At 60.3% G+C, this 14,821-nt stretch carries 14 protein-coding genes; 9 read left to right on the top strand and 5 right to left on the bottom strand.

Going from position 1 to position 14,821, the window contains the following annotated elements; genetic code table 11:
• Positions 1 to 31: 31 nt before the first annotated feature.
• Entirely contained in the window at positions 32 to 1,024 is a 993-nt protein-coding gene (locus RHSP_RS10995) for an aldo/keto reductase (RefSeq protein ID WP_037151189.1), read from the top strand.
• Between the two features lie 52 nt (positions 1,025 to 1,076).
• Here RHSP_RS10995 and ypfJ read toward each other — a convergent pair whose 3' ends face one another.
• Positions 1,077 to 1,997, bottom strand: a complete 921-nt coding sequence (ypfJ, locus tag RHSP_RS11000) for a KPN_02809 family neutral zinc metallopeptidase (protein WP_004116376.1) — start codon at positions 1,995 to 1,997, stop codon at positions 1,077 to 1,079.
• Between the two features lie 93 nt (positions 1,998 to 2,090).
• On the bottom strand, positions 2,091 to 2,582 hold the full coding sequence (locus RHSP_RS11005; protein WP_004116383.1) for a DUF2306 domain-containing protein: 492 nt from the start codon (positions 2,580 to 2,582) through the stop codon (positions 2,091 to 2,093).
• An 86-nt stretch (positions 2,583 to 2,668) separates the two neighbouring features.
• Between RHSP_RS11005 and RHSP_RS11010 the strand changes: the two genes are divergently transcribed.
• The 4 genes from RHSP_RS11010 to RHSP_RS11025 all read left to right on the top strand — a co-directional run bounded on the left by RHSP_RS11010 (position 2,669) and on the right by RHSP_RS11025 (position 9,012).
• Complete coding sequence (locus RHSP_RS11010; RefSeq protein WP_004116385.1) at positions 2,669 to 3,493, top strand: LytTR family DNA-binding domain-containing protein; 825 nt, start codon at positions 2,669 to 2,671, stop codon at positions 3,491 to 3,493.
• A gap of 172 nt (positions 3,494 to 3,665) precedes the next feature.
• The gene (gene carB / locus RHSP_RS11015) at positions 3,666 to 7,151 is read left to right on the top strand and encodes a carbamoyl-phosphate synthase large subunit (protein WP_037151192.1); all 3,486 of its coding nucleotides are present in this window, start codon (positions 3,666 to 3,668) and stop codon (positions 7,149 to 7,151) included.
• A gap of 298 nt (positions 7,152 to 7,449) precedes the next feature.
• On the top strand, positions 7,450 to 7,926 hold the full coding sequence (gene greA / locus RHSP_RS11020; RefSeq protein WP_004116390.1) for a transcription elongation factor GreA: 477 nt from the start codon (positions 7,450 to 7,452) through the stop codon (positions 7,924 to 7,926).
• A 6-nt stretch (positions 7,927 to 7,932) separates the two neighbouring features.
• On the top strand, positions 7,933 to 9,012 hold the full coding sequence (locus tag RHSP_RS11025; protein ID WP_004116392.1) for a glycosyltransferase family 4 protein: 1,080 nt from the start codon (positions 7,933 to 7,935) through the stop codon (positions 9,010 to 9,012).
• A gap of 138 nt (positions 9,013 to 9,150) precedes the next feature.
• Here RHSP_RS11025 and RHSP_RS11030 read toward each other — a convergent pair whose 3' ends face one another.
• Positions 9,151 to 10,053 (bottom strand): hypothetical protein, encoded by a 903-nt coding sequence (locus tag RHSP_RS11030; protein WP_004116394.1) that lies wholly within the window; start codon positions 10,051 to 10,053, stop codon positions 9,151 to 9,153.
• Between the two features lie 4 nt (positions 10,054 to 10,057).
• Entirely contained in the window at positions 10,058 to 10,525 is a 468-nt protein-coding gene (locus RHSP_RS11035) for an Lrp/AsnC family transcriptional regulator (protein WP_034476732.1), read from the bottom strand.
• Between the two features lie 238 nt (positions 10,526 to 10,763).
• Between RHSP_RS11035 and trxB the strand changes: the two genes are divergently transcribed.
• Entirely contained in the window at positions 10,764 to 11,738 is a 975-nt protein-coding gene (gene trxB / locus RHSP_RS11040) for a thioredoxin-disulfide reductase (RefSeq protein WP_037151195.1), read from the top strand.
• Positions 11,739 to 11,761: 23 nt separating this feature from the next.
• A complete protein-coding gene (locus RHSP_RS11045) occupies positions 11,762 to 12,658 on the top strand; it encodes a LysR family transcriptional regulator VtlR (RefSeq protein WP_004116399.1) in 897 nt (298 codons plus the stop codon).
• A gap of 45 nt (positions 12,659 to 12,703) precedes the next feature.
• Here RHSP_RS11045 and RHSP_RS35115 read toward each other — a convergent pair whose 3' ends face one another.
• Entirely contained in the window at positions 12,704 to 13,108 is a 405-nt protein-coding gene (locus RHSP_RS35115; protein ID WP_167332650.1) for a hypothetical protein, read from the bottom strand.
• Positions 13,109 to 13,225: 117 nt separating this feature from the next.
• Between RHSP_RS35115 and RHSP_RS11050 the strand changes: the two genes are divergently transcribed.
• Positions 13,226 to 13,519, top strand: a complete 294-nt coding sequence (locus RHSP_RS11050) for an ArsR/SmtB family transcription factor (protein WP_037151198.1) — start codon at positions 13,226 to 13,228, stop codon at positions 13,517 to 13,519.
• A gap of 121 nt (positions 13,520 to 13,640) precedes the next feature.
• Positions 13,641 to 14,753, top strand: a complete 1,113-nt coding sequence (locus tag RHSP_RS11055; protein ID WP_004116404.1) for an alkene reductase — start codon at positions 13,641 to 13,643, stop codon at positions 14,751 to 14,753.
• The last annotated feature ends 68 nt before the right edge of the window (positions 14,754 to 14,821 follow it).

Consider the following 14,821-nt stretch of genomic DNA (forward strand, 5'->3'; position numbering starts at 1 on the left):
GAGCGCACGCCTCCGACAAAGGAAAACCACGATGGAAAAGCATCAATTGGGAAAGAGCGGACCGCAGGTATCGGCTCTCGGCCTCGGCTGCATGGGAATGTCGGGCATGTATGGCCCATCCGATCGTGCCGAAAGCATAGCCACCATCCACGCTGCCCTCGATGCCGGCATCAACTTGCTGGATACCGGCGATTTCTATGGCATGGGCCATAACGAGATGCTGATCGGCGAAGCCATTAAGGGGCTGAAGCGGGATGATTTACTCCTCAGCGTCAAGTTCGGCGCCCTCCGCGATCCCGCCGGCGCATGGCTCGGCTACGACGCCCGGCCGGCAGCGATCAGAAATTTCGCCGCCTATTCGCTGCAGCGTCTCGGCGTCGACCACATCGACATCTACCGCCCTGCCCGTCTCGACCCGAACGTGCCGATAGAAGACCAGATCGGCGCGATGGCCGATCTCGTCAAGGCAGGGTACATCCGGCATATCGGCCTGTCGGAAGTGGGCGCTGATACCATCCGCCGCGCCGCCGCCGTCCACCCGATCGTCGACCTCCAGATCGAATACTCGCTGATCTCGCGCGGCATCGAGGACAAGATCCTGCCAACCTGCCGCGAACTCGGCATCGGCATCACCGCCTATGGCGTGCTCTCGCGCGGTCTCATCAGCGGCCATTGGCAGAAAGACAGTGCCCGGAAAGGCGATTTTCGCGCCATGAGCCCGCGTTTCCAGGCCGGAAATGTCGAAAAGAATCTGGAGCTGGTGGAAGCGATACAAGAGATCGCCGAGACGAAGGGCGCCAGCGTCGCTCAGATTGCGATCGGCTGGGTCGCAGCTCAGGGCAAAGAGATCGTCCCTGTCATTGGCGCCCGCCGTCGCGACCGCCTCACGGAGGCCTTGGGAGCGCTGTCGGTCAAATTGTCGGAAACCGATACGGCGGCGATCGAATGCGCCATCCCCAAGGATGCGGCAGCCGGGGGCCGCTATCCCGAAGCGCAGCTCACCCATCTCGACAGCGAGAAGTAATAGACTAACGAAGATGCCCGCTCGCCGGTATTCCGGGAGCGGGCAAGCAAGATCAGACAGGATTGTTCAGCGTATCGCAATCGCTGAGCTTGCCGGAATCGAAGCCCTTCTTGAACCACTTGACGCGCTGTGCAGAGGTGCCATGGTTGAAGCTGTCGGGAACGACATAGCCCTGGCTGCGCTTCTGCAGCGTATCGTCGCCGATCTGCTGGGCGGCATTCAGCGCCTCTTCGAGATCGCCGGCTTGCAGGATGCCCTTCTGCTGCGTGAACTTGCCCCAGATGCCGGCAAGGCAATCGGCCTGCAGCTCGATGCGCACCGACATCTTGTTCGCATCCACCTCGCTCATAGAACGGCGGGCCTGGTTGAATTTCGGCAGGATGCCGAGCTGATCCTGAACGTGGTGGCCGACCTCATGCGCAATCACATAGGCCTGCGCGAAATCGCCGGATGCACCGAACTGATCCTTCATCTGCTTGAAGAAGGCCATGTCGAGATAAACCTTCTTATCGCCTGGGCAATAGAAGGGGCCGGTTGCGGCCGAAGCCTGACCGCAAGCCGAAGGGAAGCTGCCGGAGAACAGCACCAGCTTCGGATCCGTATAGGTCTGCCCCATGGACTTGAAGATGCCGGTCCACGTGTCTTCCGTATCGGCGAGAACGGTGGCGACAAACTGCTTCATCTCGTCATTGGCCGGCTGGCCGCCGCTGCCACTCGAGGTGCTCTGCTGGTAGCCGGAGCCGCCGCCCTCCAGCACGCCGGTCTGCTGCAGCAGTCCCATGACATCGACGCCCATGGCTCTCAGGATCAGGAAGATCACCACAAGGACGATGATGGTACGAAAGCTTAAACCGCCCCCGCCTATGCCGCCACCGGGAAAACGAAAGCCACCGCCCCCCGTACCGCCGCCGATCGGCGACGACCCGCGTTCGTCCTCGATATTGTCGGATTGCCGACGCCCCTTCCAATCCATAGTGCACCTCCTGGCGATGCCTAAAATCAAAGTCCCTTGAGGCATTTATATATCCAGGAACGAGGACAAAGCCAGTTGGCTATCGACAGAAGATCAGGTTAAGCGGCGGCGGTGCCACAATTCTTTGGACACAGCCCATAGAAGAACGAGCGCGATAGCTGCCAGGACGGCAAAGGGTGCAATTTCGTCGCCGGTAAAAACTATCCTGTTCATCATGCGGCCTGGAATGAACGTAAATATCCCAGCGCCGACGATCCCGCCGAAGTAGAGGCCTCTGACGATACGTTTATGCGCCTCGATATTGTGCTTGCGAGCATTGACGATGGCACCCCAGCAACCGAAGAGAACGTATAGCGACAGCAGATGAATGGGGCTGAAACCATAGAACATATTGATCTGGTGAATGAAAAAGCTCGATAGCGCCGTGACCACCATCAGGCACAGCCATATCTTGCCGAGCAGGCGGTGCCTCGGCGTACCCTTGGGTCTCAACAGAAGATAAGCGCCGAGCAAGGCAGCCGGAACGACCGCCGCAACATGAATCTGGATTGCGATCGGGGCATGAAGAAGCGGCTCGAAAGTCATGGTGGGGATCCGGTTGAGTTTGCCGAGCCTTTCCGCGATATTGTTGTTCTCTCAATCGAAATTGCGCGGAAAAACGGGAAAAATTCGTGGATCACACCCTTCTGCAATCCACGCTTCGCGAATTGCAGGTCGTCTGGCGCTCGCCGCGGCTCTGGGCAACCTTCGTCATCGTCGTCCTGATCTTCGCCGTAACCGGCCCCTACGGCACGTTTGCACAACTGGGGCCCGCCGCGCGGCTCGGTTATTGGCTGGCCCTTCATGCCATGGCTTGGTCCATAGCGATTCTTTTTTCGGTTGTGGCCGAACTCCTCCTGCGCAATTGGACGCCAAGCATGTTCGCCCGGATGATGACGGGATCGATCATCGCCGCACTGCCGATCGGCTTCGGCATCTCGCTTGTCGATCTCGCATTCTTCGGCACAGCGCCCACCGTGACGGGCAGCCTGCATCAATCGCTCACGTCAATCCCGCTTTGCCTGCTCTTCTGTTTCCTCGCCTATATGACGATGCACCAGCAGATCGCGATAGCGACCGAAGCATCGAGCGCCGAGAAGCAGGCGCCTGCTCCCGTAAAGACGTCCGAGATAAAGACCCCACCCGCGCAAGCGCCGATCCTGTCGCGCCTGAAACCGGAAAATCGCGGAACGCTCGTAAGGCTTGCCGTACGAGACCACTATACCGAAGTCGTCACCAGCCGCGGCCGCGAACTCGTGCTGCTGCGCTTTGGCGATGCGTTGATGGAACTCGGCGATACCGAAGGCATGCGCCTGCATCGATCCCACTGGATAGCCACAGGCCATGTCGCCGGGTTGAAACGCGATAACGGCAAGCTTTTCGTCGTTGCGCGCGACGGCACCGAAATGCCCGTAAGCCGCTCCTATGCCGAGGCCGTCCGCCGCCGTTTCGGCTAGCGGAGGCAAAGCATGCAGAATTCATGTCGATTCCGCGATTTATGGGGTTCCGTTTGCAAATACATTTGCCTATAAGCCGCTTCTAGCCTGAAAAGACTTGTCCATGCGCCCCCGGCCGGTGATCTCCCACCCTGGCCGGTTTTTCGCGCAACAAAAAAACGGATGTGAGCCCATGCCGAAGCGCCAAGATATCAAATCGATCCTCATCATCGGCGCGGGGCCGATTGTTATCGGACAGGCTTGCGAATTCGACTATTCCGGCACGCAGGCCTGTAAGGCGCTGAAGGAGGAAGGCTACCGCGTCATCCTCGTCAACTCCAATCCGGCAACGATCATGACCGACCCGGGCCTCGCGGATGCGACCTATGTCGAACCGATCACGCCGGAAGTCGTCGCCAAGATCATCGCCAAGGAGCGCCCCGACGCGCTGCTGCCGACCATGGGCGGCCAGACCGCGCTCAACACGGCGCTCTCTCTGAAGCGTATGGGCGTGCTCGACCGCTACAATGTCGAGATGATCGGCGCCAAGCCCGCCGCCATCGACATGGCCGAAGACCGCGCCCTCTTCCGCGAAGCCATGGCCCGCATCGGCCTTGAAACTCCGCGCTCGATGCTGGCAAACGCCACCGACATCAAGGATGCCGACCGCAAGACCCACGAGGCCGAGCGCAGCAAGCTCAAGGCGCAGCTTACCGGCGCCGAGCTCGACAAGGCGCTCGATGCGCTGGAGAACCAGTGGAACCTCGGCGAGAGCGACCGCAAGCAGCGCTATATGAGCCATGCCATGGCGGTCGCTGCGCTAGCACTCGACCATGTCGGCCTGCCCGCGATCATTCGCCCCTCGTTCACGCTCGGCGGCACCGGCGGCGGCATTGCTTACAACCGCTCGGAATTCTTCGAGATCGTCGGCGGCGGCCTCGATGCCTCCCCGACCACGGAAGTCCTGATCGAGGAATCGGTTCTTGGCTGGAAGGAATTCGAGATGGAAGTTGTCCGCGACAAGGCGGACAATTGCATCATCATCTGCTCCATCGAAAACATCGATCCGATGGGCGTTCATACCGGCGACTCGATCACCGTCGCCCCGGCGCTGACGCTGACGGACAAAGAATACCAGATCATGCGCAACGCCTCGATCGCGGTGCTGCGCGAGATCGGCGTCGAAACCGGCGGCTCGAACGTGCAGTTCGCGGTCAACCCGAAGGACGGCCGCCTCGTCGTCATCGAGATGAACCCGCGCGTGTCGCGCTCTTCCGCCCTCGCCTCGAAGGCGACAGGCTTCCCGATCGCCAAGATCGCGGCCAAGCTCGCCATCGGCTACACGCTGGACGAACTGGAAAACGATATCACCGGCGGCGCGACCCCGGCCTCCTTCGAGCCGTCGATCGACTATGTCGTCACCAAGATCCCGCGCTTCGCCTTCGAGAAGTTCCCCGGCGCCTCTCCGGTTCTGACCACGGCGATGAAGTCGGTCGGCGAAGTCATGGCAATCGGCCGTACCTTTGCCGAATCGCTGCAGAAGGCGCTGCGCGGTCTTGAAACCGGCCTGACCGGCCTGGACGAGATCGAGATCCCCGGCACCGAGGAAGGCGAAGGCAGCCGCAACGCCATCCGCGCCGCCATCGGCACGCCGACGCCGGACCGCCTGCGCATGGTCGCCCAGGCGCTGCGCCTCGGCTTGAGCCCGGAAGAGGTGCACGAAGGCTGCAAGATCGACCCTTGGTTCATCGCTCAATTCAAGGCCATCGTCGACATGGAAGCCCGCATCCGCGAGCACGGCCTGCCGACCGACGAAGTCAATCTGCGCATGCTGAAGGCCATGGGCTTCTCCGACGCCCGCCTCGCGACCTTGACCGGCAAACGCCCGAAGGAAGTGGCCGAGCTCCGCAATTCGCTGAATGTGCGCCCGGTCTTCAAGCGCATCGACACCTGCGCGGCCGAATTCGCCTCGCCGACCGCTTACATGTACTCGACCTACGAGACGCCTTTCGTCGGCGCCGCTCGTTCCGAAGCCCAGGTCTCGGACCGCAAGAAGGTCGTCATTCTCGGCGGCGGCCCGAACCGTATCGGCCAGGGCATCGAATTCGACTATTGCTGCTGCCACGCCGCCTTCGCGCTGAAGGATGCGGGCTATGAAGCCATCATGATCAACTGCAACCCGGAAACGGTTTCGACCGACTACGACACCTCCGACCGGCTCTATTTCGAGCCGCTGACGGCCGAAGACGTCATCGAAATCCTGCGCGCGGAGCAGGAAAACGGCGAAGTGGTCGGCGTCATCGTCCAGTTCGGCGGCCAGACGCCGCTGAAGCTTGCCGAAGCGCTCGAAAAGAACGGCATCCCGATCCTCGGCACCGCGCCGGACGCGATCGACCTTGCCGAAGACCGCGACCGCTTCCAGAAGCTCTTGATGAAGCTCGATCTCAACCAGCCGAACAACGGGATTGCCTATTCGGTCGAGCAGGCACGCCTCGTCGCCTCCGAAATCGGCTTCCCGCTGGTCGTGCGTCCGTCCTACGTTCTCGGCGGCCGGGCCATGCAGATCCTCCATTCGGAAGGCCAGTTACAGACCTATCTGCTAGACACGGTCCCCGAGCTGGTGCCGGAAGACATCAAGCAGCGTTATCCGAACGACAAGACCGGTCAGATCAACACGCTGCTCGGCAAAAACCCGCTTCTGTTCGACAGCTACCTCGCCAACGCCATCGAAGTCGACGTCGACTGCCTGTCCGACGGCAAGGACGTCTACGTCGCCGGCATCATGGAGCATATCGAAGAGGCCGGCATCCATTCGGGCGACTCCGCCTGCTCGCTGCCGCCGCGCACGCTCTCGCCGGCCATGACCGATGAGCTGGAACGCCAGGCGAAAGCCATGGCCAAGGCCCTGAACGTCGGCGGCCTGATGAACGTCCAGTTCGCCATCAAGGACGACACGGTCTACGTGCTCGAGGTCAACCCGCGCGCCTCGCGTACGGTCCCCTTCGTCGCCAAGACCATCGGCGCGCCGATCGCCAAGATTGCCGCCCGTGTCATGGCGGGCGAAAAGCTGGATGCGACCTTCGCCGCCTACGGCGAGAAGCCGAATCCGCGCAAGCTGAAGCACATAGCCGTCAAGGAAGCCGTCTTCCCCTTCGCCCGCTTCCCGGGCGTCGATACCCTGCTCGGACCGGAAATGCGTTCGACCGGCGAAGTTATCGGCCTCGACACCGATTTCGCGCTGGCCTTCGCCAAGTCGCAGCTCGGCGCCGGCGTCGAATTGCCGCGTGACGGGACGGTCTTCGTCTCGGTCCGCGACGACGACAAGCCCCGCGTGCTGCCGGCCATCCGCATGTTGACGGAACTGGGCTTCAAGGTGCTCGCCACCGGCGGAACCCAGCGCTTCCTCGCCGAAAACGGCATCGAGGCTACGAAGATCAACAAGGTGCTCGAAGGTCGCCCCCATATCGAGGATGCAATCCGCAACCGTCAGGTCCAGCTGGTGATCAATACCACCGATAGCAACAAGGCGATCTCGGATTCGAAGTCGCTGCGCCGGGCGACGCTGATGCAGAAGGTGCCCTACTACACCACCATGGCCGGTGCAGAAGCCGCAGCCATGGCGATCAAGGCGCTCAAGGCCGGAAACCTCGAAGTTCAGCCGCTGCAGAGCTACTTCTGACACGCAAGAATTGTCGCGGCGGATGTGAGTGGCAATAGCCGGCTTACATCTGCCGCGGTATCATGAGATCCGTGCGACAATTTTGATGCCTGCGGCCTCGTCGCTTGCAGGAGATTGATCTGCAACGCGTGCGAGCAGGGAGTGGCCTTCCTTCAAGCATCGAATCTTCTGGAAATCGGCTGTCGCAATCTGCTATAGATGACAAAATGATGGCTCTACTGGTTCCGAAGTACCGCTTCGGAACCTGTTTTCTTTTGTGTGTGCGAAAGAGCAGCGCAGGGACTGAAGGATAAGGAAAATGGTTGAAAAGGTACCGATGACGCAGAGCGGGTTCGTCAAGCTGCAGGAAGAACTGCGCTGGCGTCAGCAGGAAGAGCGCCCGCGAATCATCGAGGCAATTGCGGAAGCACGCGCCCATGGCGACCTCTCCGAAAACGCCGAGTACCATGCCGCCAAGGAAGCCCAGAGCCATAACGAAGGCCGCATCAGCGAACTCGAAGACCTGACGGCACGCGCCGAAGTCATCGACCTCACCAAGATGTCCGGCTCGAAGATCAAGTTCGGCGCCAAGGTAAAGCTCGTCGACGAGGATACCGAAGAGGAGAGGATCTACCAGATCGTCGGCGATCAGGAAGCCGACGTGAAGGCTGGCCGCATCTCCATCTCCTCGCCGATCGCGCGTGCCCTGATCGGCAAGGAAGTCGGCGACTCCATCGAAGTCAATGCACCCGGCGGCGCCAAGGCATACGAAATCCTCTCCGTTACCTGGGGCTGATTGCCCGTGCGCGATCGCGACATAGCGCATGCAGACGATCTCCGCGAGATCGAGATCATCGCAACGAATTTCAAACGCCGGTTGTCCGGCGTTACGTCGACGATCGTGCAACTGATCCCCAAGCAGATCGAGCTTGGCTATCATATCGCCACTCTCGGCCCCGGCCTGCCGGAGGATCTGCCCAAGCTCGGCTGGCTTAGACTTCCGGGCCTTTGGATGAGGCCACGCCGGCATCGCAAGCGTATCTGGCATGCCCGCCGCAACAACGAGATGCTGGTGGGCCTGCTGCTGCGCTCAGTCCTGCGCATGCCTCTGAAGCTGGTCTTCACTTCGGCCGCCCAGCGCCGCCACAGCGCCTATACGCGCTGGCTCATCAGGCATATGGACGCCGTCATCGCCACCAGCACGCGCTCCGGCAGTTTCCTGGTGGTGCCTCACACCGTTGTCCAGCACGGCGTCGATCTCAATCGCTTTCATCCACCCGAAACTCCCGACGATCGCATGGCCGCTACCGGCCTGCCCGGCACCTATCTGATCGGCTGCTTCGGCCGTGTCCGGCATCAAAAAGGCACCGATCTCTTCGTCAAGGCGATGATAGAGCTCCTGCCACGTTATCCGGATTGGACGGCGATCGTCTGCGGCCGGGTCACGGCCGAACATCGCGGCTTCGGCGAAGAGCTGGAAAAGATGGTCGCGGCCGCCGGCCTCTCCGACCGCATCCGCTTTATGGGCGAAGTCGACGATATCAAGCCATGGTATCGCCGCGCGAGCCTTTACGTCGCTCCGTCCCGCAACGAGGGTTTTGGTCTGACTCCGCTCGAAGCCATGGCGTCGCGCACCGCAGTCGTCGCCTCCGATGCGGGCGCCTATGCCGAGATGATCGTTCCGGGCGAGACCGGTGCCGTCGTTCCCGCTGGTGATGGCGACGCATTGACCAAAGCTATCGCCTTCTATCTGGCCAATCCCGAGGAAGCGCTACGCCAGGGTGACAACGCAGTGCGCCATGTGCGCAGCGAGTTTGCCTTGGAGAAGGAAGCGACCGCCATCGGAGACGTCTATCGGCAGCTGCTTGCCACAGACCGCTAGAGCATTCCGCTTTTCTTCGAATCGCGAAAACGCTCTACCCTCTTATTTCCCAGCGCATTCCGGACGGAAAACCGCTGCGCGCTTTTCCTGGAAATGCTCTAAGCCGACAGATTGACGCCAAGGTCAATGCGGCGCACCTCACGCCCTCAGCGCGAACCTGTCATCGTAGCCGAAATCATATTTCAGCAATGCCGAAACCGGCGAATAGTTGACGAGCGAAACGCCACGCTCCCCGGCCATTTTCCGGGCAAGCACGAAATGTTCGACGATGCGCCCCTCGGCCCGCGCAATGCCGGAGAAGGCGGTATCTCCGCTGGTTTCATAGAAACGAGGCTCGCTGGCGTTGGATATATCGATACCCAGAAAGCCGATGGTTCGATGTGCAGAATACAAAGCAAATTGCAGCGTCGATACAGCGACGGATCCGCCAACGAAAACGCCACGATCCGGCAGGAGTGAAAGACCGGTGGAACCGGCCGCGTCCATCCTTACATGGTGAAGCTTCTTGAGGTCATCGAGCGAGCGGCGCCGAGCGCCATACGGCCGGCGGATGTCGTCGATCAGGATGACCATCTTGTCCCTCAGCCAACTCGCGTCGATTTCGCAAAGAGCCCGCAACACCGAAACGGAAAAGAGACAGAGCGAGCCGGGGGTTATCTTCTCGCGCATCATGCGATGGTGCCGCCAGACGAAGCGCTCGTCCTCGATCGCAACCGCCAGCGGTTCACCAATCCGCTCCCCTGCCAGCCTTATGGCGCCATTCAGAAGGATAGCACTACCGGATTCGACGCCCCCGAGGTCACAGTCACGAATGGATGGCCCCGAACCGACAATATAGATCGTCTCGCCGGACCGTTCGCGCAGCCTGTCCATCCCCGCAAGATCCGCAACCTTAGCGCCGTGATAACGCACGTCGCCCCTGCTTTCGTTGCGAACAATGCTCAGTCCGGGAAACCAATCCTGGACATGAGCCAGCGAGCCGCCAAGGAATACGCGCGTGCCAGACTTGATCAGCGATCGATGCCAAGGCCGGTGCGTCATCTGCCTAGAGCTCTACGAGACCGAGCTTCTTGACTTGTCGGATAGTCAACATCGTGCGCACCGTATCGACATGTTCGTTCGCGGTCAGAACCTCAATGACGAAATCCTGGAATCGGGTGAGATTCTCCGCGACGCAATGTAGCAGGAAATCGCTGTCGCCGGAAACCATCCATGCCTGCCGCACCAGCGGCCACGCCGCGGTCGCGCTGGCGAAAGCCTTGAGATTGGCCTCCGATTGGTGCTTGAGGCCGACCATGCAGAAAGCCACGAGATCGAAGCCCAGCTTCGGGCTGTTCAACATGGCGTGATAGCCTTCGATAACGCCGGCTTCCTCCAGCTTGCGCACCCGGCGCAGGCATGGCGGCGCGGAAATGCCAACCCGATCAGCGAGTTCGACGTTGGTCATCCGTCCGTCCCGCTGGAGTTCCCGCAGAATCTTGATATCGATGGCATCGAGTTCAGCGCGAAGCACTTTCATCGCCTTTCTTTAATTCGCCCTCGCCAGCTTCTATATAAGGCACGAAAATTCGCAAGAAAGTTTCTCCGGGGTAACCGATTCTTACACAAAGCAGATTTGCTCTGTTAGTAATGCAAGGCTGCCCTTGAATAAATGCATAAGGCAATCATAAATGTAGCGGCGGATCGCGAAATCGCCGGCTTTGAGCGTTTGAAGCGGCGGTTTCCCGTTCGCTGAATTGAAAGGACTGACTATGCCTGCCCGCCACACGAAGGTACTCATCATCGGCTCCGGCCCAGCCGGTTATACGGCCGCTGTCTATGCCGCTCGCGCGATGCTGCAGCCGGTTCTGATCGCCGGCCTGGAACAGGGCGGCCAGTTGATGATTACCACGGATGTCGAAAACTATCCGGGCTTTGCCGATCCCATTCAGGGGCCGTGGCTGATGGAGCAGATGCTGCAGCAGGCCCAGCATGTCGGCGCCGAGATCGTCAACGACCTTGTGACCGAGGTCGATACCAATCAGCGCCCCTTCGTCGCCCGCACCGACAGCGGCCAGGTCTGGACCGCCGATACGCTCATCATAGCCACTGGCGCCAAGGCGAAGTGGCTCGGCATCGAGAGCGAACAGCATTTTCAGGGCTTCGGCGTTTCCGCCTGCGCCACCTGCGACGGCTTCTTCTATCGCAACAAGGACGTGATCGTGGTCGGCGGCGGCAACAGCGCCGTCGAGGAAGCGCTCTATTTGTCCAACATCGCCAAATCGGTGACCGTGGTGCATCGCCGCGATACCTTCCGCTCGGAAAAGATCCTGCAGGAACGCCTGTTTGCCAAGGCAAACGTCAAGGTTCTTTGGAATACCGAAGTTGCCGAAATCACCGGCACCCCGGCCAAGCCGCCGATGCCGCCATCGGTGACCGGCGCTCGCCTGCGCGATGCGCGCACCGGCGCCATCACCGAAATGCCGATCGACGGCGTTTTCGTCGCCATCGGTCATGCGCCGGCGACCGAGCTCTTCAAGGGCAAGCTGAAACTCAAGGACAACGGCTATCTCTGGACCGCTGCCGATTCGACCGCGACCAGCGTCGAAGGCATCTATGCCGCAGGGGACGTGACCGACGATACGTTCCGACAGGCGATCACGGCAGCGGGGATGGGCTGCATGGCGGCGCTTGAGGCGGAGCGCTATTTGACCGGGCATATGCCCGTCGCCGTGGCTGCGGAGTGATGCAGCCGATGAGGGGAAGTGGCATGCCATTGGATTGGGACAAGCTGCGTATTTTTCACGCGGCTGCCGAAGCGGGTTCGTTCACCCACGCGGCGGATAAACTGCATCTGTCCCAATCCGCCATCAGCCGACAGGTCAGTGCTCTTGAGCAGGATGTCGGCATCAAGCTATTCCATCGTCATGCCCGCGGCCTGATCCTGACCGAACAGGGAGAACTGCTTTACCGCACGGCCCATGACGTTCTACTGAAGCTCGAAACGGTCAAGATGCAATTGACCGAAACGACCGACAAGCCAAGCGGCAAGTTGCGCGTGACGACGACGGTCGGCCTCGGCCAGGGCTGGCTCACCGACAAGATCCAGGAGTTCCTCCAACTCTATCCCGACATGCAGATCCAGCTCATCCTCGACAACGAGGAGCTGGATGTGAACATGCGCCACGCGGACTGCGCCATCCGTCTGCGCCAGCCGCAACAGTCGGACCTGATCCAGCGCAAGCTCTTCACCGTGCATATGCACGTCTATGCAGCCCCCTCCTACATCAATCGCCACGGCGAGCCGCAATCGGTGGAGGATCTGGACGAGCATCGCATCATCAGCTTCGGCGAGCCGGCGCCCAATTATCTGCTCGACGTCAATTGGCTTGAGATCGCCGGCAGGTCGTCCGACAACAAGCGCATACCGCATCTGCAAATCAACAGTCAGACCTCGATCAAGCGCGCCTGCCTGCTCGGCATCGGCATAGCGGTGTTGCCCGACTACATCGTTGGCCGCGACCCGGGACTCATCCAACTTGCGATCAATGCGGACGTGCCGTCCTTCGACACGTATTTCTGCTACCCTGACGAGATGAAAAACGCAGCAAAGCTCAAGGTTTTTCGTGATTTCATTGTGGCGAAGGCTCGTAACTGGAACTTCTAGTCCAAGATAAGCCACTGATAACGAACTCTTTTTAGCCCCAGTACATCAGCCGCGCGTATGACGCATAGCTGATATGCACAAAGCAGAGTTGAAGCCTGCCCATTTAACTACCATATCGCACTCAGCTGATGCACACGGTGGCTTTCCTCCCAGTTCCACCGCATTGGCTGTTCCCCTCTGGAGGTTTTTAACCTTCATACCTATAGGGCCCTGGTTTACACCGGCGGCCCTTTTTTTTTGCTCTTCTGCCGCCGGCGCTGCAAATGCATAACTGCCATGCACAAAAAAGCATTGCGCACTGCACAAATTAGCATCATAACGCACACAGCTGATGCACACGGTGGCTTTTCCTCCCAGTTCCACCGCATTGGCTGTTCCCCTCTGGAGGTTTTGACCTTCACACCTATAAGGGCCCTGGTTTATACCGGTGGCCCTCTTTTTTTTGCCCATTTTCTAAGCATCCTAACTGGCTGCCATGCAGCAAATAATATTTTGCGGCCGGCCTTGATATATCGAAAATCGTCGATACATAAATCGAAATTATTCGATATTCACCCAGTGAACACCATGGACAAGAGCGAAATCCTCAAGGCCCTCGCCCACCCGGCAAGGCTCGAGATCCTGAACCACCTCAAGGATCCGCACACGCATTTCCCGACGCAGGAGCATCCGCTGGAACTCGGCGTTTGCGCCAGCCAGTTCGAACGCTGCGGCCTGTCGCAATCCACCGTGTCCGCTCATCTCAGCACGCTGCATCGTGCTGGCCTTGTGACGACAAAGCGCCTGGGCCAGTGGATTTTCTACAAGCGCAATGAGGAGACCATCGCGGCCTTCCTCGAAGCCATGCAAAAGGAACTCTGACCATGGCTCTTGCACATCTCGTTCTCGCGCTTAGCCCCTTCGCCACCTCGCGTCTCAAGAATGAGGCCCTCGCCTCCTCCTGATCCCTCTCCTCTTCCCGCCCCCAAAGAAAGGACGAACCATGACCAAACTATTCGAACCGACGAAGCTAGGCGACATCTCGCTTGCCAACCGCATCGTCATGGCGCCGCTGACGCGCAATCGCTCGCCGAATGCCGTGCCGAACGAGCTGAATGTCAAATACTACGCCCAGCGCGCGACCGCCGGCCTGATCATTACGGAAGCAACCGCAATTACCCATCAGGGTCAGGGCTATGCCAACGTACCGGGCCTCTACACCAAGGAAGCACTCGACGGCTGGAAGAAGGTGACGGACGCGGTGCACGCCAATGGCGGCAAGATCGTCGTTCAGATGTGGCATGTCGGCCGCATCTCGCATACCACCCTGCAGCCGAACGGCGGCAAGCCGGTCTCCTCGACCTCCAGGCGCGCCGAGAATTCGAAGACCTATCTGGTCAACAGCGACGGCAGCGGCGGCTTTGCGGATGTCTCCGAACCTCGCGCGCTCGAAACCTCGGAAATCCCTGGCATCGTCGAGGATTACCGCAAGGCTGCTCGCGCAGCGATCGACGCCGGCTTCGATGGCGTCGAGATCCATGGTGCCAACGGCTACCTGATCGACCAGTTCCTGCGCGGCGATGTCAACGACCGCGCCGACCAATATGGCGGTTCGATCGAAAATCGCGCCCGCTTCCTCTTCGAAGTGGTCGATGCCATCACCAAGGAAATCGGCGCCGGCCGCACGGCAATCCGCATTTCGCCGGTCACGCCATCCGGCGATGCTAGCGACGCTGCTCCGCAGCCGCTGTTCACCTATGTCGTCGAAGGCCTGGCGAAGTACGGCCTCGCCTATATCCATGTCGTCGAAGGCCAGACCGGCGGCAAGCGCGACTTCCTGCCCTTCGACTATGAAGCCCTGCATGCGGCCTATAAGGCAGCAGGCGGCAGGGCCGGCTGGATGGTCAACAATGCCTATACCCGCGAGATGGCGATCGAAGCCGTCGAAAGCGGCAAGGCCGATGTCGTCGCTTTCGGCAAGCCCTTCATCTCCAACCCGGATTTCGTCCGCCGCCTGAAGGAAAACGCTTCGCTGGCCCAATGGGATCAGGCAACGCTCTACGGCGGCGGCGCCAAGGGCTATGCCGATTATCCGACGCTGGACGAAGCTGCTTAAGCTCCTGCCGAGACGGATCTCGTCACCTGCAGCCATGCACCCGGCGCCGGGTGCAACGCAGACAAAAA

Source organism: Rhizobium freirei PRF 81, assembly GCF_000359745.1.
Classification (GTDB): domain Bacteria; phylum Pseudomonadota; class Alphaproteobacteria; order Rhizobiales; family Rhizobiaceae; genus Rhizobium; species Rhizobium freirei.